We start from the raw sequence: 20028 nt of genomic DNA on the forward strand, positions 1-20028 counted from the left end.
TACCTTCGTCCCGAGGAATCCATGACGCTCAAAGCGACCCCACTCAACAACGCCCACCGAGCCCTCGGCGCCCGCATGGTCGATTTCGGCGGCTGGGACATGCCTGTCAACTACGGCTCGCAAATCGAAGAACACAACGCCGTGCGCGGCGATGCCGGCATGTTCGACGTATCCCATATGTGCGTGGTCGATATCGAGGGCCCGAACGTGCGCGCCTTCCTGCGCGGCTTGCTGGCCAATAACGTTGACAAGCTGCAAGTGTCGGGTAAGGCGCTGTACTCGTGCATGTTGAATGCCGAAGGCACCGTCATCGATGACCTGATCGTCTACTTCTTCAACGAAAACTGGTTCCGCCTCGTCGTCAACGCGGGCACGGCTGAAAAAGACGTGGCCTGGATGCAGCAGCAAAATGCCAGCACCAACAGCGGCCTGACGATCACGCAGCGCCGCGACGGCAATGACGCCATGGCCCTGGTGGCCGTGCAAGGCCCGAACGCGCGCGCCAAGGTGTGGCAAGTGCTGCCGCAAACGCAAGCCGCGTCCGAAGCCATCAAGCCCTTCAACGTCGTCATCATCAAGGACACGCCATTTGGCGAAGTCATGCTGGCGCGCACCGGCTACACAGGCGAAGACGGTTTTGAAATCGGCGTGGCCGCCACCCAGGTGGAAGCGCTGTGGAACGCCCTGGCAGCGGCGGGCGTCAAGCCGGCCGGGCTCGGTGCGCGCGACACCCTGCGCCTGGAAGCGGGCATGAATCTGTACGGCCAGGACATGGATGAAACCGTCAACCCGCTCGACGCGGGCCTGGCGTGGACGATCGACCTGGTCAGCGAGCGCGACTTCATCGGCAAGGCCGCTCTGCAGGCCAAAGGCCAGAACGCGCAATTCGTCGGTCTGATCCTGCGCGAAAAAGGCGGCGTGCTGCGCGCCCATCAAAAAGTCATCATCGCCGGTAACGAGCAAACAGGCGAAATCACCAGCGGCACCTTCAGCCCGACGATGCAGGAAGCAATCGCCCTGGCGCGCGTGCCCAACGGCGTAGCTGTAGGCGACACCGTGCACGTGGAAATCCGCAGCAAGCAGCTGGCCGCCTCGGTAGTCAAGCTGCCTTTCGTGCGTAACGGTAAAATCCTGGTTGCGTAAGCGATTAGAGCCGCCCGCAAGACCGAACAACCATAATCAATAACGAACATTTACCATCTGGAGCCACACATGAACATTCCTGCAGACCTGAAGTACACCGCTTCCCACGAGTGGGTACGCCTGGAAGCCAACGGCACCATCACCGTCGGCATCACCGAGTATGCGCAGGACGCGCTGGGCGACATCGTCTTCGTCGAACTGCCTGATGTCGGCGCCACCTTCACCGCCGGCGACGACGCCGCCGTGGTGGAATCGGTCAAGGCGGCCAGCGACATCTATGCGCCGCTGTCGGGCGAAGTCGTGGCCGTCAACGACGACGTCGTCAACGCGCCTGAATCGATCAACGCCGACGCCTACGCCAACTGGCTGTTCAAGATCAAGCCAGCCGACGTGTCGGCCCTGGACGGCTTGCTCGACGCTGCCGCCTATGGCGCCACCACCAGCGCGTAATCGCGTTTGACTCACGGGCCGCGTTTGCGGCCCGTTTGCATTTAATTTTGTAGCTATGCCCCGGCGCCGCGCCCGCGCGCCGCATCCCGGTTTTTCAGTCTTTTTTGGCCTCTATATCATGACCCGCACCAGCCTGACCCAACTCGAAGCACGCGATGCCTTCATCGCCCGCCACATCGGCCCTTCCGCCACCGAACAGCAAGCCATGCTGGCGACCCTCGGCTATCCATCGCGCGCCGCGCTGATCGACGCCCTGGTCCCTGCCAACATCCGCAACAAGGGCGCCCTGCCCCTGGGCGCGTACTCGCAGCCGATGCCGGAACAGGAAGCCCTGTCGCGCCTGAAAGCCATCGCCGGCAAGAACCAGGTACTGAAGTCCCTGATCGGCCAGGGCTACTACAACACGTTCACCCCTGGCGTCGTGCTGCGCAACATCTTTGAAAACCCGGCCTGGTACACGGCGTACACGCCTTACCAGCCAGAGATTTCGCAAGGCCGCCTGGAAGCGATTTTGAACTTCCAGCAAGTGATCACGGACCTGACCGGCATGGGCATCTCGAACGCCTCGATGCTGGACGAAGGCACGGCCGCCGCCGAAGCGATGACCCTGATCCAGCGCGTGGGCAAGTCGAAGTCGAACGTGCTGTACGTCGCCAACGACGTGCTGCCGCAAACCCTGGAAGTGGTGCAGACGCGCGCCCAGCCGATCGACATCGAGGTGCGTACGTTCGACCCGGCTGAAATCGAGTCGCTGGACGCCTGCTTCGGCGTGCTGCTGCAATACCCTGGCGTGAACGGTGTCGTGCGCGACTACCGCGCCGGCGTGGAAAAACTGCATGCGAATGGCGCCATGGTCATCGTCGCGGCCGACCTGCTGGCCCTGACCATGCTCACGCCACCGGGCGAATGGGGCGCCGACGTCGTCGTCGGCAACAGCCAGCGCTTCGGCGTGCCGCTCGGTTTCGGCGGCCCGCACGCGGGCTACCTGTCCACGCGCGACGAGTTCAAGCGCAATATGTCGGGCCGCCTGGTGGGCGTGACCGTCGATGCGCAAGGCAACAAGGCCTATCGTCTGGCCCTGCAGACGCGCGAACAGCATATCCGCCGCGAAAAAGCCACCTCGAACATCTGCACGGCGCAAGTGCTGCTGGCCGTGATGGCCTCGATGTACGCCGTCTACCATGGCCCTGCCGGCCTGCTGCAGATCGCCCAGCGCGTGCACCGCTACACGGGCGTGCTGGCCGCCAACCTGAAGACCCTCGGCTATGGCGTCGTCAACGCGAGCTACTTCGACACCCTGACCATCAACGTCGCCGATGCGGCGCAGCTGCACGCGACGGCCATGCACCACGGCATCAACCTGCGCAAGATCGACAACACCCACGTCGGCGTGTCGCTCGACGAAACCACCACGCGCGACGATATCGCGCTGCTGTGGAAAGTGTTCGCGCACGGCCTGGCCAACGCGCCTGCCGCCCCGGACCTGGACGCCGTTGAAGCAACTGTGACCAGCGCGCTGCCGGCCAACCTGGCGCGCGAAAGCGCCTACCTGACCCACCCGGTCTTCAACAGCTACCATTCGGAACACGAAATGCTGCGCTACCTGCGCAGCCTGGCCGACAAGGACCTGGCGCTGGACCGCACCATGATCCCGCTCGGCTCGTGCACGATGAAGCTGAACGCCACGTCGGAAATGATTCCCGTCACCTGGCCCGAGTTCTCGAACATCCACCCGTTCGCGCCCGATGCGCAAACGGTCGGCTACCGCGAAATGATCTCGCAGCTGGAAGAAATGCTGTGCGCGCTGACGGGCTACGCGGCCGTCTCGCTGCAGCCGAACGCCGGCTCGCAGGGCGAATATGCGGGTCTGCTGGTGATCAAGGCGTATCACGAATCGCGCGGCGAAGGCCACCGCAACATCTGTCTGATTCCATCGTCGGCGCACGGCACCAACCCGGCATCGGCCAACATGGTCGGCATGCAGGTCGTCGTCACCAGCTGCGACGCCAATGGCAACGTGGACCTGGCCGACCTGAAAGCGAAAGCGGAAAAGCACAGCGCCAACCTGGCTTGCGTGATGGTCACCTACCCGTCCACCCACGGCGTGTTTGAAGAAGGCATCCAGGAACTGTGCGAGATCATCCACGCGCACGGCGGCCAGGTCTACATCGACGGCGCCAACATGAACGCGCTGGTCGGCGTGGCCGCTCCCGGCTCGTTTGGTGGCGACGTGTCGCACCTGAACCTGCATAAAACCTTCTGCATCCCGCACGGCGGTGGCGGACCAGGCGTCGGCCCGATCGGTGTCGGCGCCCACCTGGCGAAGTTCCTGCCGAACCAGCGTTCGTCGGGCTACCAGCGCGATGCCGCCGGCATTGGCGCCGTCAGCGCCGCGCCATTCGGCTCGGCCAGCATCCTGCCGATTTCGTGGATGTACATCGCCATGATGGGCGCAGAGGGATTAACCGCCGCCACAGAGACGGCGATCCTGGCGGCGAACTACATCGCGCGCCGCCTGGCGCCGCACTACCCCGTGCTGTACTCGGGCCACGACGGCCTGGTCGCGCACGAGTGCATCCTGGACCTGCGCCCGATCACGGACGCCACCGGCATCAGCAACGAAGACGTGGCCAAGCGTTTGATGGACTTCGGTTTCCATGCGCCGACCATGAGCTTCCCCGTGCCGGGCACCCTGATGATCGAGCCGACGGAAAGCGAATCGAAAGTGGAAATCGACCGCTTCATCGACGCCATGATCGCCATCCGCGCGGAAATCGCCAAGGTCGCCAGCGGTGAATTCGACCACGACGACAACCCCTTGAAAAACGCGCCGCACACGGCGCAAGTCTTGATGTCGGACAGCTGGGACCGCAAGTACAGCCGTGAAATCGCGGCTTACCCGGTCGCTTCGCTGCGCCAGCGCAAATACTGGCCACCGGTCGGCCGCGCCGACAACGTGTACGGCGACCGCAATCTGTTCTGCGGCTGCGCACCGATCAGCTCTTACGAGGAGGAATAACGCCAGACCAAACCTACTGCGCGTCGCGCTTTGCGGCCGGCGATGCTCACCGTACTAGAGTACGGTTGCGCTTCTCGGCCACAAATCACTGACGCTCGCTACGGTTTTGTCAGGCGTCGAAACTCTGCAATCAGCTGCGTAGGTCGGATTAGCGCGCAAGCGCGTAATCCGACCTCACCACCGGCCGCGCTAACCATGTTGTCGGATTACGCTCCGCTAATCCGACCTACGCGACCGGCAACGCCAGCAAGGCCGCGCCCGGCAGCCCCAGCACCGCACCCAGTACCGTCAAACACACGACATCGCGCCGCTCGCAGCGGGCGCGGTGCGAGCTCCAGGCAGCAAACAGCAGCGCGACAGCTACGCCGCTGAGCGAAATTCCCACTTCCGTCATGCCAGCTCTCCCGTCATCGTTTCTTCCTTCATCGTGCTGATCCTTTTCATTGATTGAGAAAACTACCTACCGGTAGGCAGTAAGTGTACAATAAAAAACACGGAGGCGTCCATGCCCCGTTTTTTTGACGACAAAAGGAATCGCAATGCAGCAGCAAACCACTGTTCCCGCCGCCAGTCTCGGGCTGGCGGCTTCCCTGGCTCTCGTGGCCGTGCTCGGTCCGGCAGGCATCGACATGTACCTGGCCTCGATGCCGGCCATGGCGCGCGAACTGCACACCTCGTATGCGAACGTGCAACTGAGCCTGACCGTTTTCCTGCTGGCCCTGGGCGGCGGGCAACTGCTGTGCGGGCCGCTCACCGACATGCTGGGCCGGCGCCGTCCGCTCTTGGTCGGCATCGCCGTCTACATCGTGGCGGCCGTGTGGGCGTCGCAGGCGGATCAATTGAGCACCCTGCTGCTGGCGCGCACCCTGCAAGGCCTGGGCGCGGCGCTGACCCTGGTCGTCGTGATGAGCATGGTGCGCGACGTGGCCGATGGGGTCAAAGCGGCGCAGCTGTTTGCCCTGTTGATGACCATCGTCGGTCTGGCGCCCGTGCTGGCGCCCGCCGTGGGCGGCTTGCTCGACGCGCACCACGGCTGGCGCGCCGTGATGCTGGCCCTGGCCGCGCTGGGTGCCTTGACCCTGCTCAACAGCGCGCTGTTCCTGCCGGAAACCCTGCCGCCTGCGCGCCGCGTTTCGCCACGCGGCATGCACCACACGTACGCGCGCATCGCACTGGACCGCGCCTTCCTGCTGCCCGCGTTTGCCCTGTCCGCCACGTTCTTTTTCCTGTTCGCGTATATCGGCGGCGCGTCGCTCGTGTACCAGCGCGATTTCGGCCTGTCCGTCAGCAACTTCGGCCTCGTGTTCGGCGCGACGGGCGTGGCCGTGCTGCTCGGCGCGATGGCGAGCGGCCGGATGGTGGAAAAGCACGGCGTGGCGCGCCTGAGCGTGGCGGGCAGCGCGGCCATGCTGGGCGGCGCGGCACTGGCCCTGCTGGGCGCCTGGGCGGGAGCGGGCATCGCCGCCGTCGTGCCCGGCATGTTCGTGGCCCTGTTTGGCCTGGGCATCGCGGAAGCGGCGCTGATGGCCATGGCCATGGGTTCGCAACAGCGTGCGCTCGGCTCCACGGCCGCCCTGCTGGGCGCCATCCAGATGACCTTGTCGTCCTTTGCCACGCCGCTGGCGGCCAGCCTGTCCGAATGGGGGCCATTGCCCTGGCTGCTGTTCTTGACCGCGGCCGGCCTGCTGGTATCATGGCTGACCCTGGCCACTGCGCGCGTCCATCCGGTCCATGCCGGCAGCCTGGGAGCGCACTGACGCTTCACCCAACCACTAGCCTCATATGAAGAAACGCTCGGCCTCGGCCGATAACATCTGCGCCGTCGCCGTCGTCCATTTTTCCGAACACGGCTACGACGCCTCGTCGCTGAGCGACATCGCCGAACAGGCGGGCATGCGCAAGGCTTCGCTGTATTCGCACTTCGCCGGCAAGGATGCCCTCTTCCTCGACGTGTTTGCCGACGCCCTGGCCGAAGAGCAGGCTTTCATGGATCGCTGCTTCGCCGACGAGGCGGCGCTGGCGGCGCCCGGCGGGCAACTGGCCGGTGCCCTGTACTGCGACCGCATGGCGCAGCGCTATACGGATTCGGCCCATCTGCGCTTTTTGCTGCGCACAGCCTACCTGCCGCCCGCGCCCCTGCGCATCGAAGTCGGCACGGGCTATGAAGCCTTGCTGGCGCAATTGCAGCAACATTACGTGGCCAGCCTGGGCCGCATGGCGCCCGCCCTGGCGCCGCAGCGCGTCGACCTGTATGCGCAAGCCTACCTGGGCATCGTCGACAGCCTGCACGTGGAGCTGATCTACGCGGGCGGCGCCGCCCTGCAGCAGCGCCACGCGGCCTTGTGGCAAATCCTCTCCGATTCACTTTCTTTAACCACCGGCAAGCCCTCATGACATCGAGCCTGCTTGCCCTTCTGCTGTTCAGCGCGTTCAGCGTATGATGGAATCCAAGCCGGCAGTCCTCTGATTGTCGGCGACCACGAACGCTACTGCTTGAGGCCTCTCGTCAATTTTGAGGCAGGCTTCCCGTTTCGCGGTGCCGATCCGGTCGGCGTGATACCCGCGCTGAAAGAAGAACTGGCACTACCGGCAAGCCGCGACCGGAACGAACGGCATGAGCTGAGCAATATGTGGGGTGATGCCGACGCGAACGACAGGCTATGCCGCTATTTCGATACCGGCGACAACCGTGACGATTTGAAGTTCGAAGTCTTCCCCGGTCTATGGACGGATCGTGTAAACCTGCGTCCGTTGACCCGGCGCTTGCCCGTTACGCTGAGATAAACGTGTGCAAGCGGGTGCCGGTATTGCCATTGGCCATCCGGCCAAAAGACATGCCGCCTTCCATGCCCAGCACCATGCACCACGAATAATCGGCCGCCACAAAATAGTGGTGCTGTGGAATGGACAGCAACGCGTCCAGATGCCTGGAAAATTCGCCGACAGACGCCAGCAGGGCAAACTCGACGGCGCTGTCGCCGATATGAACGGCCTGGCCAGTCAAGCCGTGCAGCGCAACCATCTCGCCAAAAAAATCGCAGCCGGCGGCAAGTTGACGATCGGCTGCGTTTTCGTGGCGCTCGATCGAACCGGGTAGGTGGCTCCATCGTATTTTGGAACCGGCAACGGGATAGCACTGCGCGAGCCTTGAAAAATGCCGGGCGCTGTCAGCCTCGACCAAGATGTCCCCGGCCTCTATCGCGCCATGCAAGTGCTTCAATAATTCCACTTCAAAATAATTTCCCGCGCCAGCCATCATGTGTCGCACCGCGCCGTATCGAGGCTGTAGACGACGGAATTCATCGTGGCGTGCACAATCTGAAACAACATGCCGTCCCAGCGGGACTTGCTGAAGTGGGAGGTACGGTCCAGGTAGCCTGGCGTGTTGGTGATACCGTGGACAGCCAATGGTTTTCCGGCTTTGTCGACGAGATGGGCTTGCCACACCTCGCCGATGGCCGGGCCCAGGCATCGGTAGACTTCGACGCGATATTGTCTGTCCGGCGACGAGCGCCATAATTTGCGCACCGGAATGTAGAGTGCAAACCCGCAGTCGCGCACACAGCGTGCCGCTTGATTGACGGCCTCGACATCCGCACCCGCATCACTTGCCAGCCGGACCAGCACCGCGGTCAGTTCCAGCAGCATGCGCTCTTGTTGTTCGGACGGGGAACCGGCCATGTAGGCGCCGATATCGAAGTCGTCCACATAATAGCTGGTGCAGCCCAGCGCCTGGCTGCACTGCGCCTCGCCGGCCGGTTTTTCGCCGAAGATGACGGATAGCAGCGAAGAGCCATCAAGGATGAAATCAGGCGGCAAAAAATGCATCAGCAACTGCCGCACATGATGCGCGCCCGGATGGAAAGACCAGGCTCGCTGGTTGGAATAGCTCAGTGGTGTTTCAATTACCCTGATCTCTCTGAGTCGTGCCATATGAGCAATGCCTTTCATGGGGCTGCCAGCTTGCATCTTCGTCGAACATGACGGCTTCCCCGGATTATAACAATCACACCCAGGACGAACGCCAGCAGAAACCGGTGATCAAGAACCGCTCTACATTACGCTTCGGTAATGTAGACGATCTTTGCTTGACCTTGCCGGCATGCACTTTTATCATCCGTGCATTATTCATTTTACGGAGTCCCACGTGGGTACTTGTTCTAGTGACAGTAGCCGATCTTGTATCGGTGATTGCCTCGGCAGCTAAACAGCAAGCAACGCGGAACTCTGTTTCCTCCGTGCCTTGCTGAGCAAGGTGCGGTGTCTCGCGCGGCCAGTCCGGCTGCGCGCCTCCCCCCTCTTTCCGATCGCGACCGGCTACTGACCCGGATTGCCCGCCAGCGCCATGCTTTGTCATGCGCGTTGGCGGCACGCAAGTCTTGCCTGCGGCTGCGCCGCCCGTCAACACCTCGTCGTGAAAGGAAGAGCCATGAATCTCTTCACCCGCTTATTCGAATCGTTCCTGCGCAAGCGCCATACGGCCGGTAACTTCCGCCGCCGCGCCATGCCGCTGGAAAACAACACGGCCCGCCCCGTGCCCGACCACCTGGCGCGCCAGTTGCTGGCCGCCGCCCATGAAGACCTCGATACGGCACTGAACCGCCTGCACACGCGGGTGGAAGGCTTGCGCGATGCCGAGGCGCAAGTCATCGGCGCGCAAACGGGCCCGAACGAGGTCGAGCATGAAAAACCGCTGGCCTGGTGCCAGCACCTGTGGCTGTGCTACAAGAATCCGTTCAACCTGCTGCTGACCGTGCTGGCCATCGTTTCCTACCTGACGGAAGACCCGAAGGCCACCATCGTCATCGGCACCATGGTGATTTTGTCGACCCTGCTGCGCTTCGTGCAGGAAGGCCGCTCGAACCGGGCTGCCGAACGCCTGAAAGCCATGGTCAGCAATACGGCCACCGTGCTGCGCAATGGCCAGCAGATCGAGCTGCCCATCCGCCAGCTGGTGCAGGGCGACATCATCGTGCTGTCGGCCGGCGACATGATCCCCGCCGACTGCCGCCTGCTTTCCGCGAAAGACCTGTTCGTCAGCCAGGCCGCCATGACGGGCGAATCCTTGCCCGTGGAAAAGATGGCCGAACTGGCCGATGGCAATGGTAAAGATCCCATGGAACTGGCCAATTTGCTGTTCATGGGCACGAACGTGATCTCGGGCGCGGCCACGGCGCTGGTCTTGGCGACCGGCAACCGCACCTATTTCGGCACCATCGCCACGCGAGTGACGGCCACCGAGCGCACGCCGACGGCGTTTGAAGCGGGCGTCAACAGCGTCAGCTGGCTCTTGATCCGCTTCGCCCTCGTGATGGCGCCGCTCGTGTTCCTCATCAATGGCTGGACCAAGGGCGACTGGATGGAAGCGTTTTTGTTCGCACTGTCCGTGGCCGTGGGCTTGACGCCGGAAATGCTGCCCATGATCGTCACCAGCACCCTGGCCAAGGGCGCCGTGAAACTGTCGAAAAAGAAGGTCGTCGTCAAGCGCCTCGATGCGATCCAGAACTTCGGCGCCATGGACGTGCTGTGCACGGACAAGACGGGCACCTTGACGCAAGACAAGATCGTGCTCGAGCGCCACACGGACGTGTTCGGCCAGCCGTCCGATGAAGTGCTGCAATTCGCCTATTTGAACAGCCACTACCAGACGGGCCTCAAAAACCTGCTCGACCGCGCCGTGCTCGACCATGTGGAATTGCAAACGGAAATGCAGCTGGCCCGCGATTACGTCAAGGTCGATGAAATCCCGTTCGATTTCGTGCGCCGCCGCATGTCCGTCGTCGTTTCCGAAAAAAATGATCACCACGAACTGATCTGCAAGGGCGCCGTCGAGGAAATTCTTGCCGCCTGCAGCCATTTGCGCCTCGGTGGGGTGAACATTCCGCTCGATTCTGCCCTGCTGGACAAGGTGCTGGAAACCACGCATGGCCTGAATGCGGAGGGCTTGCGCGTCGTGGCCGTGGCCGTCAAGGAAGTGCCGCCGCACAAAACCGTGTATGGCGTGGCCGATGAAACGGCGCTGACCCTGATCGGCTATGTGGCGTTTCTGGACCCGCCGAAGGAATCGACGGCGCCCGCCCTGCGCGCGCTGGCCGAACATGGCGTCACCGTGAAAGTCTTGACGGGCGACAACCACCTCGTGACGGCAAAGATTTGCCGCGAAGTGGGCCTGGCCGTGCATGGCGTGCTGCAAGGCCCGCAGCTCGACGACATGGACGACGCCACCCTGGCCCGCGCGGCCGAAGACAACACCGTGTTTGCCAAGCTCAGCCCGCTGCACAAGGAGCGCCTCGTGCGCGCCCTGCGCGGCAATGGCCATATCGTCGGCTTCATGGGCGACGGCATCAACGACGCGCCCGCCCTGCGCGCGGCCGACATCGGCATTTCCGTCGACTCGGCCGTCGATATCGCCAAGGAAGCGGCCGACATCATCCTGCTGGAAAAGAGCCTGATGGTGCTGGAAGAAGGCGTGCTGGAAGGCCGGCGCACCTTCAGCAACATGCTCAAATACATCCGCATGACGGCCAGCTCGAACTTCGGCAATGTGTTTTCCGTGCTGGTGGCCAGCGCCTTTTTGCCGTTTTTGCCCATGCTCCCGCTGCACTTGCTGGTGCAAAACCTGCTGTATGACGTGTCGCAGATCGCCATCCCCTTCGACAATGTCGACGCCGAACTGATCCAGCAGCCGCTGAGCTGGAATCCGCGCGACATCGGCCGTTTCATGGTGTTCTTTGGTCCCATCAGCTCGATCTTCGACATCAGCACGTTTATTTTGATGTGGCATGTGTTTGGCGCGAATACGCCCGAGCAGCAGACCCTGTTCCAGTCCGGCTGGTTCGTCGTGGGGCTGCTGACGCAAACCCTGATCGTGCACCTGATCCGCACGCCCAAGCTGCCCTTCATCGACAGCATCGCTTCCGTGCCCCTGCTGGTGGCTACCACCGCCATCATGGCCGTGGGCGTGTTCCTGCCGATGGGACCGCTGGCGACCTACTTCAAGCTGCAAGCCTTGCCATTGGGATATTTCCCATGGCTGCTGGGCATCCTCATCTGCTACACGGTGCTGACGACGTTCATGAAACGCGTGTATCTGCGCAAATTCGGCTGGCAATAGTATGATGAGCCGCTCTTTCCCCTACAAAAGGCGCGCATGAGCGGCTCTTCCTCATCTTCATCAATCTCCAAACGCACGCAGGCCCTGCTGCTGTCGGCCCTCGTCTTCCCCGGCAGCGGGCATTTTGTATTGCAACGCAAGGCGCGCGGCTGCCTCTTCCTCGTGCCGGCACTGGTCGCGCTCGTACTCGTATTACGCCAGATCATGGCACGTTTGGACCAGGTAATGGCACAGATCGACAGTGGCGCCCTGCCCCTCGACGTGCAGCTGATCGTGGAAAAAGTCGATGCGCTGTCCGCCAATGACGGGCCCGCCATGACGGTGGCCGTTGGTGTGCTGGTGGCGTGCTGGGTAGCCAGTCTCATCGACACCTTCCTGATCAAACCATGACGCCGGAAGGAGTCGCGCGCAAAGCACGCAAGGAAGCCAAGATGCAAGCGCGCCGCGCCCAGCTGGCCCTCAGCCGCCAGGACCATGGCGGCCCGCTGGCCTGGCGCGGCTGGTTCGACGGTTCCGCCCACCCGAATCCGGGCAAACTGGGCATAGGCGCACTGCTGCTGGGGCCGAATGGCGAGCGCATCGAAGTGAGCGAGTCGGCTGGCTATGGCAGCAGCAGCGACGCGGAATATGCGGCCCTGACGGCCGTGCTGCAAGCGGCACTCAAGGTGCGCCCGCCGCCCGTGCAGTTGCTGCTGTTCGGCGACAGCCAGGTGGTGATCAACGACGTGCTGGGAACGACGCCGGTCGGCGCCAAGGGACTGGAAACGCAGAGGGCCACCGTGGTGGCCCTGCTGGAACAATTCGATGAGGTCAGCTTGCGCTGGCTGCCGCGCCACAGAAATGGCGAGGCGGACCGGCTATCGCAACTGGCGATTACCGGCTGGGTGGAAGAAGATTAAGCGGCGCGACCGATCCGCAACGCATCCTTCTGCTCTTTCGCCACCGGACGTTTCATCCCCTTCAAACCGCTGACACTGGCCTGCTGCCCATTCAGTTTGAACACGCTGACGACTTGCGCCAAGTTATGCGCCTGGTGCTGCATCGATTCGGCGGCCGCGGCCGATTCTTCCACCAGGGCCGCATTTTGCTGCGTGACGGCATCCATCTGGCCGATGGCCCGGTTGATCTCGTCGATGCCCACGCTTTGCTCGCTGCTGGCCGCCGTGATTTCCGTGATGATGTCGCTCACGCGCTGCACGCTGTCGACGATATCGTTCATGGTCGAACCGGCTTGCGCCACCAGCATGCTGCCCGCGTTGACTTGCTCCACGGAGGCGCCGATCAGGGTCTTGATTTCTTTCGCGGCGCTGGCCGAACGCTGGGCCAGGTTGCGCACTTCGGACGCCACGACGGCAAAGCCGCGGCCCTGCTCGCCCGCACGCGCCGCTTCCACGGCCGCGTTCAAGGCCAGGATATTCGTCTGGAAAGCGATGCCATCGATGACGGAAATAATGTCGACGATCTTGTTCGACGAAGCATTGATCGATTCCATCGTGCCGACCACTTGCGCCACGACTTCGCCACCCTTGACGGCCACTTGCGCGGCCGAGGCCGCCAACTGGTTCGCCTGGCGCGCATTGTCCGCATTCTGTTTCACGGTGCTGGTCAGCTCTTCCATCGACGACGCCGTTTCTTCCAGCGAACCGGCCTGCTCTTCCGTGCGGGAAGACAGGTCCTGGTTGCCGGCCGCAATTTCCGTCGACGAGGTCGCGATGCTGTCCGTGCCCGTACGCACTTCGCTGACGATGTTGAGCAGGCTCGTGTTCATGTCCTTCAACGCTTGCAGCAATTGCCCGGTTTCATCCTTGGCGCTGGCGTCGATCTGCGCCGTCAAGTCGCCATCGGCCACCTTGCGGGCAATCTCCACGGCCGTGCGCAAGGGACGCACGATGCCCATCGTCAACAACCAGGCGCACACGACGCCAAAGCCCAGCGCCAGCACGGCCAGGGTCAGCAGCAAGTTGCGGCTCGTCTTGGCGACCTCGTCGATCTCGCGCGCCGTCTTGTCGATGCTGGCGCGCTGGTGCTGCAGCATGTCGTTGACCACTTTCAGGTATTTCGTCGAACCGGGCACGAAGATCCCACTGAAAGCTTGCTCCGCTTCCGCTTCCTGTCCATCCGCCTTCAGCTTCGACACTTGCGCGCGCGAATCGAGGTAGACCTTGCGCTGTTCGCTCACCAGGCGGAACAGTTCCTTTTCTTCCGGGCTGGAAATCAAGGCTTCGATCTTCTTTTGCAATTCGCCCGAGACCACCGACGATTGCTTGGCCTCTTCCGCAAAATACGCGCCCAAGCTCGTGTCGCTGCTGCGCGCGATGGCCGTGGTGCGGCGCACGCCGCTGTCGATTTTCGCGTACCAGTCGGAAATATAGCGTTCCTTCGCCAGCGGCAATTCCATCATGCTGCGCGTGGCAGTGGCCACGTCATGCAAGCGCCACACGCTGATGCCCGTGATGAGCATGGAAAACAGCAAGATCACGGCAAAACCCAGGCCGAGGCGCACACCAATACTGACGTTTCTTAACAAATTCATGTGAATATCCTAAAAAAGCGGAACCAGACTATATAAAAGGGGAACAGCAGAAAGCGGCTGCACGGAGCAGCCGCGCCGCCATCAGCGTGTGCCGATGCGCAAGGCGGTTTGCGGCGCTGCCGGGCGTTTCAGCACCTGCTGGCCATTGAGTTTAAAGACGCTCACCACCTGCGCCAGATTGTGCGCCTGGTGCTGCATCGATTCGGCGGCCGCCGCCGATTCTTCCACCAGGGCCGCATTTTGCTGCGTGACGGCATCCATCTGGCCGATGGCCCGGTTGATCTCGTCGATGCCCACGCTTTGTTCGCTGCTCGCGGCCGTGATTTCCGTGATGATGTCGCTCACGCGCTGCACGCTGTCGACGATATCGTTCATGGTCGAACCGGCTTGCGCCACCAGCATGCTGCCCGCGTTGACTTGCTCCACGGATGCGCCGATCAGGGTCTTGATTTCTTTCGCGGCACTGGCTGAACGCTGGGCCAGGTTGCGCACTTCGGATGCCACGACGGCAAAGCCGCGGCCCTGCTCACCGGCACGCGCCGCTTCCACGGCCGCGTTCAAGGCCAGGATATTCGTCTGGAAGGCGATGCCATCGATGACGGAAATGATGTCGACGATCTTGTTCGACGAAGCATTGATCGATTCCATCGTGCCCACCACCTGCGCCACGACTTCGCCACCCTTGACGGCCACTTGCGCGGCCGAGGCCGCCAACTGGTTCGCCTGGCGCGCATTGTCCGCATTCTGTTTCACGGTGCTGGTCAGCTCTTCCATCGACGACGCCGTTTCTTCCAGCGAACCGGCCTGCTCTTCCGTGCGGGAAGACAGGTCCTGGTTGCCGGCGGCAATCTGCGTCGACGACGTGGCGATGCTATCGGTGCCGCTGCGCACTTCGCCCACGATGTTGAGCAGGCTCGTGTTCATGTCCTTCAACGCTTGCAGCAATTGCCCGGTTTCATCCTTGGCGCTGGCGTCGATTTGCGCCGTCAAGTCGCCATCGGCTACCTTGCGGGCAATCTCCACGGCCGTGCGCAGGGGGCGCACGATGCCCATCGTCAAGACCCAGGCGCAGACGACGCCAAAGCCCAGCGCCAGAGCGGCCAGCACCAGCAGCAGGTTGCGGCTGGTAGTGGCGACGGCGTCGATCTCGCGCGCCGTCTTGTCGATGCTGGCGCGCTGGTGTTCCAGCAAGTCCAGCACCATCTTCTGGTACTTGGCGGCGGCCGGCACGAAGGTCTTTTCAAACACTTCATTGGCGGCGTCGACCTGCGCTTCGCCCTTCAGCTTGTAGACCTGGTCGCGCGAACTGATGTACACCTTGCGCTGTTCCAGCAAGCCTGCGAACATGGCTTTTTCGGCGGGCAAATCGATCAGTGCCTCGATCTTCTTTTGCAGTTCGGCCGAGCTGGACGACGAGACTTTCGATTCTTCGGCAAAATAGCCGCTGAGCGAAGTATCGCTGCTGCGGGCAATGGCGATGGTGCGGCGCACGGCGCTGTCGATGCGGCCATACCAGTCGGAAATATAGCGTTCCTTGGCCAGCGGCTGCTCCATCATGACGCGCGTGGCGCTGGCCACGTCGTGCAGACGCCAGACGCTGATGCCCGTAATGAGCATGGAAAACAGCAAGATCACGGCAAAACCGAGTCCGAGGCGGACACCGATGCTGACGTTGCGTAATACATTCATGTGACTATCCTAAAAAGCCCTGATGCCAACGCGCCGGACGGCTGGCGGCATCCGTTTGGAGCGCTGAGTGGCTGCGGTATCAAAGCGGGCATGAAAAGTGAAACCAAAGTGAAACTGGCGCACGGTTCGGTTGAACCGTGCGCCAGGAAAGGCGCTAGGGTGCGCCCTGCAGAAAAACCAGGCAATGTCGAGAGTCAATTGTTTCCGACAAACCCAGTCAAAATGACCGGCGGGGAAAAATCAAGCGGCTAGTTTTTCGATCAAGCCCATATCGGCGCTGGACATCAGTTGGTCGATGTCGACCAGTATCAGCATGCGCTCGTCGACGGTGCCCAGACCGATCACGTATTCCGTGTTGATCGAGCGCCCCATGTCCGGCGCCGGCTTGATCTGCTCCGGCATCAGGGTGGTGACGTCGGAGACGCGGTCGACGACCATGCCGACAACGCGGTTGCCGATGTTGAGGATGATGACGACGGTGAACTGGTCATAGCTGGGCGTGCCCAGGTTGAACTTGATGCGCATGTCGACGATCGGCACGATGATGCCGCGCAGGTTGACCACGCCCTTGACGAACTCGGGGGCGTTGGCGATACGGGTCGGCGTTTCATAGCTGCGGATTTCGCTGACTTTCTGGATGTCGATGCCATATTCTTCCTGGCCCAGGGTAAAGGCCAGGTATTCGGCAGCCTTGGCAACGGTTGCGCCAGTATCGCTGGAATTGGTGTTCATGATGATCCTTTCGTTAACTCGCCCCGGGGCGCAGGCCAGGGCCCGCTGCACGCAAGCCCTGGATGTGACGAGCCATGCACGATGGAATGGCTGTCACTTGTATGTTTTTTGCAAATACTTTCTCGCAATTAGCTTATGCTTCTAATTTCCGTACGGCAATGTTACCTCATGTAAATTTTACATGCACTAAAAAAGAGCGGTCGCCTGCCTGAGAATTTTCAAAAATACAACTTTCGTGGCAAATACGGCACGCCGGGCCACCATGCTTCCCGCCGCACGCGGCAGCGTTTTATGCCACACTGGCGGCCCCTGCTTTTTACGACTTTGAACCATGCATTCCTTGCTTTCTCAATGGCAACCACGCCTGCTGGCGCTGGCCACGTCCGGCCTGGACGATGACAGCGCCCACGACATCAACCATCTGCACCGCGTCTGGCGCAATGCCAGCGTCCTGCTGGAAGAATATGCGCAGGCCGACGCCCTCACCGTGATGGCAGCGTGCTACCTGCACGACCTGGTCAACTTGCCGAAAAACCATCCCGAGCGCCACCTGGCCTCGCGCCAGGCGGCCGCGCTGGCTTGCCGCCAGCTGGCGGAACTGGATTTCCCGGCAGAAAAATTGGCCGGCGTGGCCCACGCCATCGAGACGCACAGTTTTTCCGCCAACCTGCCGCCGTACACGATCGAAGCGCAGATCGTGCAGGATGCGGACCGCATCGACGCGCTGGGCGCCGTGGGACTGGCGCGCCTGTTCTATACGGCCGCGCGCATGGATAGCGCGCTCGCGCATGGCAAGGATCCGCTGGCCGCGCATCGCCCGCTCGACGACAAGGCCTACGCGCTCGACCATATCGTCACCAAGCTCGACAAGCTGCCCGGAAAGATGCAGACGGCGGCGGGCCGCGCGCTGGCCGAACAACGGCTGGCCGTGCTGACGGATTTCCGCGCCGCCTTTGCGGACGAATGGGGAATGAGCGCATAAGCCTGGTGGCGATAGCCAGCAACGCGCATGCTGTCTATAATGCAAGCCTCAGCTATCGCGCCGCGCGCCAGCAGAAACCTGCAATGCGCCGGCGCAACGCCAACAATTGAACCCCGCTAGCCACACGGCGGCGCGGGGTGCGCGCCGAAAGCATGCATGTCCGATAAAACCAGCCCCGACAGTCATTCCCCGTCCCCGCCCGCCGCGCCCGCGCGCGCCGGCAATCTCAATTTCATCCTCGTCTGCGTCTTCATCGATATGCTGGGCATCGGCCTGGTGGTGCCCGTCCTGCCCATCCTGATCGGCAACTTTGTCGACGGCAAGGATGCCCAGGCATTCTGGTACGGCATCATGGCGGCCCTCTTCGGCTTGCTGCAATTCATTTTCATGCCCATGCTGGGCGCCATCAGCGACCGCGTGGGACGCCGTCCCGTGCTGCTGTATTCGATGGCCGGCATGGGCATCAACTTTCTCGCCACAGGCTGGGCGCCGAACCTGGCCTGCCTGTTCATCGGCAGGGTCATCGGCGGCGTCTCGTCAGCCAGCATGTCGGTCGCGTCCGCCTACGCCTCCGACGTTTCCACGCCCGACAACCGCGCCAAGAGCTTCGGCAAGATCGGCGCCGCCTTCGGCCTGGGCTTCATTTGCGGGCCCATGCTGGGCGGCCTGCTGGGCGAAATCGATCTGCGCCTGCCGTTTTACGTGGCGGCGGGCCTGTCGGCGGCCAATTTCATCTACGGCTATTTCTGCGTGCCCGAATCGCTGCAGCCGGGTCCGCGCGCACCGTTCACCCTGGCCCGTATCAACCCTTTCGCCGCCCTGCTGAAACTGGTGCGCCGCGTGGAAATTCGCGGCCTGGTGCTGGCCTTCGGCCTGATGACGTTTGCGCAAATGATGCTCAACACCACATGGGTGCTGTACACGCACTTCCGCTTCGACTGGACGCCGCGCCAGAACGGCATCGCCCTGTTCTGCGTGGGCCTGTGCGCGGCCGTCGTGCAGGCGGGCTTGCTGGGCATACTGATCAAGCGCTTTGGCGAAGTGCGTTTATCCCTGCTGGGCATGGCTTCGGGCGCCCTCACCTACCTGCTGTACGGGCTGGCGACGCAGGGCTGGATGATGTATGCGCTGATCCTGTGCAACCTGCTGGCCTTTGCTGCCGGCCCGGCCCTGCAAGGCATCATTTCGAAGTCATCGAATGCCGGCGAACAGGGAGAATTGATGGGCTCCCTGCAATCGATCAGCAGCCTGGGCATCATCCTCATGCCTTTGCTCGGCAGCATGATCCTCGGCGAAGTGAGCCATTTGCCGCCGCAGGACTGGCGCATCGGCAGCACCTTCTACCTGTGCGCCATCATGCAAACCCTGGGCATCGTGGTGGCCTGGCGCTACTTCCAGGCGCAGCGACTGGCCAGACTTGCGGTTTCCACCACAAAGTAGTCGATGACGTAATATTGCATTCGAGAAATAAATAGGCGAGAATGGGATAATCAGCGGGGCGTTACCGACGTCCGGCATTCGTTGGCAAGCAAGGATGGGTATGACTGACTTTTATTCCAGCGCCTGGCGCCGAAGCATGGCCATACTGGCGCTGGCGTTGCCGACGCTGGCGGGCGCGCAATGCTCGCGCGACATCCAGGTGCCCGTCTCGGCGGTCGGCGCCAGCGTGGTGGTCAATGGCGCCACGATCAGCGGCATCTATCCCGACTTGCTGCGCAGCATGGGCGCCAAGCTCGGCTGCAATTTCATCTTCACGGCCGTGCCCCGCGCGCGCCTGGAAGCGATGTTCGAGGCGGGCAAGGCCGACTTGCTGATTCCGGCCAGCAGCACGCCGCGGCGCGACCAGCATGGCCTGTTCATCCCCATGCTGGGCAGCCGTCCCCTGCTGATCTCGCTGCAAGGCGCGCGCGCGCCCATCAACACCATGCAGGAACTGATTGAGCGGCGCGAATTGCGCGTGGCGCTCGTGCGCGGCTATGACTATGGCGCACCGTACCAGGCGCTGGCGAAGGAGCTGAGCAGCCAAGGACGCCTGTTCTACGAAGTCGACGCGCTCTCCGTGGCGCGCCTGATGCAAAGCGGCTTCATCGATGCCACCATCATGGCCCCCACCATCCTCGCCGGCGTGGCGCAAAACGATGCGCGCGTGTATGGCCTGGCCGACCGCCTGCGCCTGGAAGCGCTGCCGGAATTGCCATGGGGCATGAGCGGCGTCTACCTGTCGCGCAAGTCGCTGACGGCGGAAGACCAGGCCACCTTGCGCGAATTGCTGGACAAGGCGGGCCGCTCGGGCACCCTGATGGAAGGCTTCCAGCGCCACCACCGCCAGGAACTGCTGTCGCTGAGCATACGTCCCCGCTAAGGCC

18 protein-coding genes are annotated in these 20028 nt (G+C 62.6%); 12 read left to right on the plus strand and 6 right to left on the minus strand.

Annotated elements, in window-relative coordinates; translation table 11 throughout:
* The first annotated feature begins 21 nt into the window (after window positions 1–21).
* From gcvT to gcvP, 3 genes are all read left to right on the plus strand, one after another.
* Entirely contained in the window at window positions 22–1143 is a 1122-nt protein-coding gene (gene gcvT / locus ACQ4WO_RS08830) for a glycine cleavage system aminomethyltransferase GcvT (protein WP_436481075.1), read from the plus strand.
* Between the two features lie 69 nt (window positions 1144–1212).
* Window positions 1213–1593: a glycine cleavage system protein GcvH gene (gcvH, locus tag ACQ4WO_RS08835; protein ID WP_436481076.1), complete on the plus strand. Its 381-nt coding sequence runs from the start codon at window positions 1213–1215 to the stop codon at window positions 1591–1593.
* A gap of 118 nt (window positions 1594–1711) precedes the next feature.
* Window positions 1712–4612, plus strand: coding sequence for an aminomethyl-transferring glycine dehydrogenase (gene gcvP / locus ACQ4WO_RS08840; protein WP_436481077.1), 2901 nt, complete (start codon window positions 1712–1714; stop codon window positions 4610–4612).
* A gap of 226 nt (window positions 4613–4838) precedes the next feature.
* Here the strand turns inward: gcvP and ACQ4WO_RS08845 are convergent, their stop codons facing one another.
* The gene (locus ACQ4WO_RS08845; protein WP_436481078.1) at window positions 4839–5006 is read right to left on the minus strand and encodes a hypothetical protein; all 168 of its coding nucleotides are present in this window, start codon (window positions 5004–5006) and stop codon (window positions 4839–4841) included.
* Between the two features lie 145 nt (window positions 5007–5151).
* Between ACQ4WO_RS08845 and ACQ4WO_RS08850 the strand changes: the two genes are divergently transcribed.
* From ACQ4WO_RS08850 to ACQ4WO_RS08860, 3 genes are all read left to right on the plus strand, one after another.
* Window positions 5152–6369, plus strand: coding sequence for a Bcr/CflA family efflux MFS transporter (locus ACQ4WO_RS08850; RefSeq protein WP_436481079.1), 1218 nt, complete (start codon window positions 5152–5154; stop codon window positions 6367–6369).
* A gap of 25 nt (window positions 6370–6394) precedes the next feature.
* A complete protein-coding gene (locus tag ACQ4WO_RS08855; protein WP_436481080.1) occupies window positions 6395–7006 on the plus strand; it encodes a TetR/AcrR family transcriptional regulator in 612 nt (203 codons plus the stop codon).
* Window positions 7007–7105: 99 nt separating this feature from the next.
* Window positions 7106–7396: a DUF8309 domain-containing protein gene (locus tag ACQ4WO_RS08860; protein WP_436481081.1), complete on the plus strand. Its 291-nt coding sequence runs from the start codon at window positions 7106–7108 to the stop codon at window positions 7394–7396.
* On the opposite strand, the gene ACQ4WO_RS08865 is transcribed toward ACQ4WO_RS08860, so the two are convergent.
* Window positions 7383–7871 carry a hypothetical protein gene (locus ACQ4WO_RS08865; protein ID WP_436481082.1) on the minus strand — a complete coding sequence of 163 codons (489 nt, stop codon included), beginning with the start codon at window positions 7869–7871 and terminating at the stop codon, window positions 7383–7385. The genes ACQ4WO_RS08860 and ACQ4WO_RS08865 overlap by 14 nt on opposite strands.
* Complete coding sequence (locus tag ACQ4WO_RS08870) at window positions 7868–8563, minus strand: hypothetical protein (RefSeq protein WP_436481083.1); 696 nt, start codon at window positions 8561–8563, stop codon at window positions 7868–7870. Before ACQ4WO_RS08870 ends, ACQ4WO_RS08865 begins: the two co-directional genes overlap by 4 nt.
* Window positions 8564–9041: 478 nt before the next feature.
* Between ACQ4WO_RS08870 and mgtA the strand changes: the two genes are divergently transcribed.
* From mgtA to ACQ4WO_RS08885, 3 genes are read left to right on the plus strand one after another with little or no spacing between them, the layout of a single operon-like run.
* Entirely contained in the window at window positions 9042–11726 is a 2685-nt protein-coding gene (gene mgtA, locus ACQ4WO_RS08875) for a magnesium-translocating P-type ATPase (protein ID WP_436481084.1), read from the plus strand.
* Between the two features lie 36 nt (window positions 11727–11762).
* Window positions 11763–12116, plus strand: a complete 354-nt coding sequence (locus ACQ4WO_RS08880) for a hypothetical protein (protein WP_436481085.1) — start codon at window positions 11763–11765, stop codon at window positions 12114–12116.
* Window positions 12113–12625 (plus strand): ribonuclease HI family protein, encoded by a 513-nt coding sequence (locus ACQ4WO_RS08885; protein ID WP_436481086.1) that lies wholly within the window; start codon window positions 12113–12115, stop codon window positions 12623–12625. The genes ACQ4WO_RS08880 and ACQ4WO_RS08885 overlap by 4 nt, the downstream gene beginning before the upstream one ends.
* Here the strand turns inward: ACQ4WO_RS08885 and ACQ4WO_RS08890 are convergent.
* The 3 genes from ACQ4WO_RS08890 to ACQ4WO_RS08900 all read right to left on the minus strand — a co-directional run bounded on the left by ACQ4WO_RS08890 (window position 12622) and on the right by ACQ4WO_RS08900 (window position 16680).
* Complete coding sequence (locus ACQ4WO_RS08890) at window positions 12622–14259, minus strand: methyl-accepting chemotaxis protein (protein WP_436481087.1); 1638 nt, start codon at window positions 14257–14259, stop codon at window positions 12622–12624. The two genes, ACQ4WO_RS08885 and ACQ4WO_RS08890, sit on opposite strands and share 4 nt — an antisense overlap.
* 81 nt (window positions 14260–14340) lie before the next feature.
* Window positions 14341–15948 (minus strand): methyl-accepting chemotaxis protein, encoded by a 1608-nt coding sequence (locus ACQ4WO_RS08895; RefSeq protein WP_436481088.1) that lies wholly within the window; start codon window positions 15946–15948, stop codon window positions 14341–14343.
* Window positions 15949–16188: 240 nt separating this feature from the next.
* The gene (locus ACQ4WO_RS08900; protein ID WP_436481089.1) at window positions 16189–16680 is read right to left on the minus strand and encodes a chemotaxis protein CheW; all 492 of its coding nucleotides are present in this window, start codon (window positions 16678–16680) and stop codon (window positions 16189–16191) included.
* 331 nt (window positions 16681–17011) lie between these two features.
* On the opposite strand from ACQ4WO_RS08900, the gene ACQ4WO_RS08905 reads away from it, so the two are divergent.
* The 3 genes from ACQ4WO_RS08905 to ACQ4WO_RS08915 all read left to right on the plus strand — a co-directional run bounded on the left by ACQ4WO_RS08905 (window position 17012) and on the right by ACQ4WO_RS08915 (window position 20024).
* Window positions 17012–17662 carry an HD domain-containing protein gene (locus ACQ4WO_RS08905; RefSeq protein ID WP_436481090.1) on the plus strand — a complete coding sequence of 217 codons (651 nt, stop codon included), beginning with the start codon at window positions 17012–17014 and terminating at the stop codon, window positions 17660–17662.
* A gap of 156 nt (window positions 17663–17818) precedes the next feature.
* The gene (locus ACQ4WO_RS08910) at window positions 17819–19102 is read left to right on the plus strand and encodes a TCR/Tet family MFS transporter (RefSeq protein ID WP_436481091.1); all 1284 of its coding nucleotides are present in this window, start codon (window positions 17819–17821) and stop codon (window positions 19100–19102) included.
* Between the two features lie 136 nt (window positions 19103–19238).
* Entirely contained in the window at window positions 19239–20024 is a 786-nt protein-coding gene (locus ACQ4WO_RS08915) for a substrate-binding periplasmic protein (RefSeq protein WP_436481092.1), read from the plus strand.
* Window positions 20025–20028 lie beyond the last annotated feature (4 nt).

Source organism: Janthinobacterium aestuarii (assembly GCF_051380835.1).
GTDB lineage: Bacteria > Pseudomonadota > Gammaproteobacteria > Burkholderiales > Burkholderiaceae_D > Janthinobacterium > Janthinobacterium aestuarii.

What these genes read in the sequence shown, in the direction of transcription:
- gcvT (WP_436481075.1), top strand. Translation starts at nt 22, where the DNA reads ATGACGCTCAAAGCGACCCCACTCAACAACGCCCACCGAGCCCTCGGC.
- gcvH (WP_436481076.1), top strand. Translation starts at nt 1,213, where the DNA reads ATGAACATTCCTGCAGACCTGAAGTACACCGCTTCCCACGAGTGGGTA.
- gcvP (WP_436481077.1), top strand. Translation starts at nt 1,712, where the DNA reads ATGACCCGCACCAGCCTGACCCAACTCGAAGCACGCGATGCCTTCATC.
- ACQ4WO_RS08845 (WP_436481078.1), bottom strand. Translation starts at nt 5,006, where the DNA reads ATGACGGAAGTGGGAATTTCGCTCAGCGGCGTAGCTGTCGCGCTGCTG.
- ACQ4WO_RS08850 (WP_436481079.1), top strand. Translation starts at nt 5,152, where the DNA reads ATGCAGCAGCAAACCACTGTTCCCGCCGCCAGTCTCGGGCTGGCGGCT.
- ACQ4WO_RS08855 (WP_436481080.1), top strand. Translation starts at nt 6,395, where the DNA reads ATGAAGAAACGCTCGGCCTCGGCCGATAACATCTGCGCCGTCGCCGTC.
- ACQ4WO_RS08865 (WP_436481082.1), bottom strand. Translation starts at nt 7,871, where the DNA reads ATGATGGCTGGCGCGGGAAATTATTTTGAAGTGGAATTATTGAAGCAC.
- ACQ4WO_RS08870 (WP_436481083.1), bottom strand. Translation starts at nt 8,563, where the DNA reads ATGAAAGGCATTGCTCATATGGCACGACTCAGAGAGATCAGGGTAATT.
- mgtA (WP_436481084.1), top strand. Translation starts at nt 9,042, where the DNA reads ATGAATCTCTTCACCCGCTTATTCGAATCGTTCCTGCGCAAGCGCCAT.
- ACQ4WO_RS08880 (WP_436481085.1), top strand. Translation starts at nt 11,763, where the DNA reads ATGAGCGGCTCTTCCTCATCTTCATCAATCTCCAAACGCACGCAGGCC.
- ACQ4WO_RS08885 (WP_436481086.1), top strand. Translation starts at nt 12,113, where the DNA reads ATGACGCCGGAAGGAGTCGCGCGCAAAGCACGCAAGGAAGCCAAGATG.
- ACQ4WO_RS08890 (WP_436481087.1), bottom strand. Translation starts at nt 14,259, where the DNA reads ATGAATTTGTTAAGAAACGTCAGTATTGGTGTGCGCCTCGGCCTGGGT.
- ACQ4WO_RS08895 (WP_436481088.1), bottom strand. Translation starts at nt 15,948, where the DNA reads ATGAATGTATTACGCAACGTCAGCATCGGTGTCCGCCTCGGACTCGGT.
- ACQ4WO_RS08900 (WP_436481089.1), bottom strand. Translation starts at nt 16,680, where the DNA reads ATGAACACCAATTCCAGCGATACTGGCGCAACCGTTGCCAAGGCTGCC.
- ACQ4WO_RS08905 (WP_436481090.1), top strand. Translation starts at nt 17,012, where the DNA reads ATGCATTCCTTGCTTTCTCAATGGCAACCACGCCTGCTGGCGCTGGCC.
- ACQ4WO_RS08910 (WP_436481091.1), top strand. Translation starts at nt 17,819, where the DNA reads ATGTCCGATAAAACCAGCCCCGACAGTCATTCCCCGTCCCCGCCCGCC.
- ACQ4WO_RS08915 (WP_436481092.1), top strand. Translation starts at nt 19,239, where the DNA reads ATGGCCATACTGGCGCTGGCGTTGCCGACGCTGGCGGGCGCGCAATGC.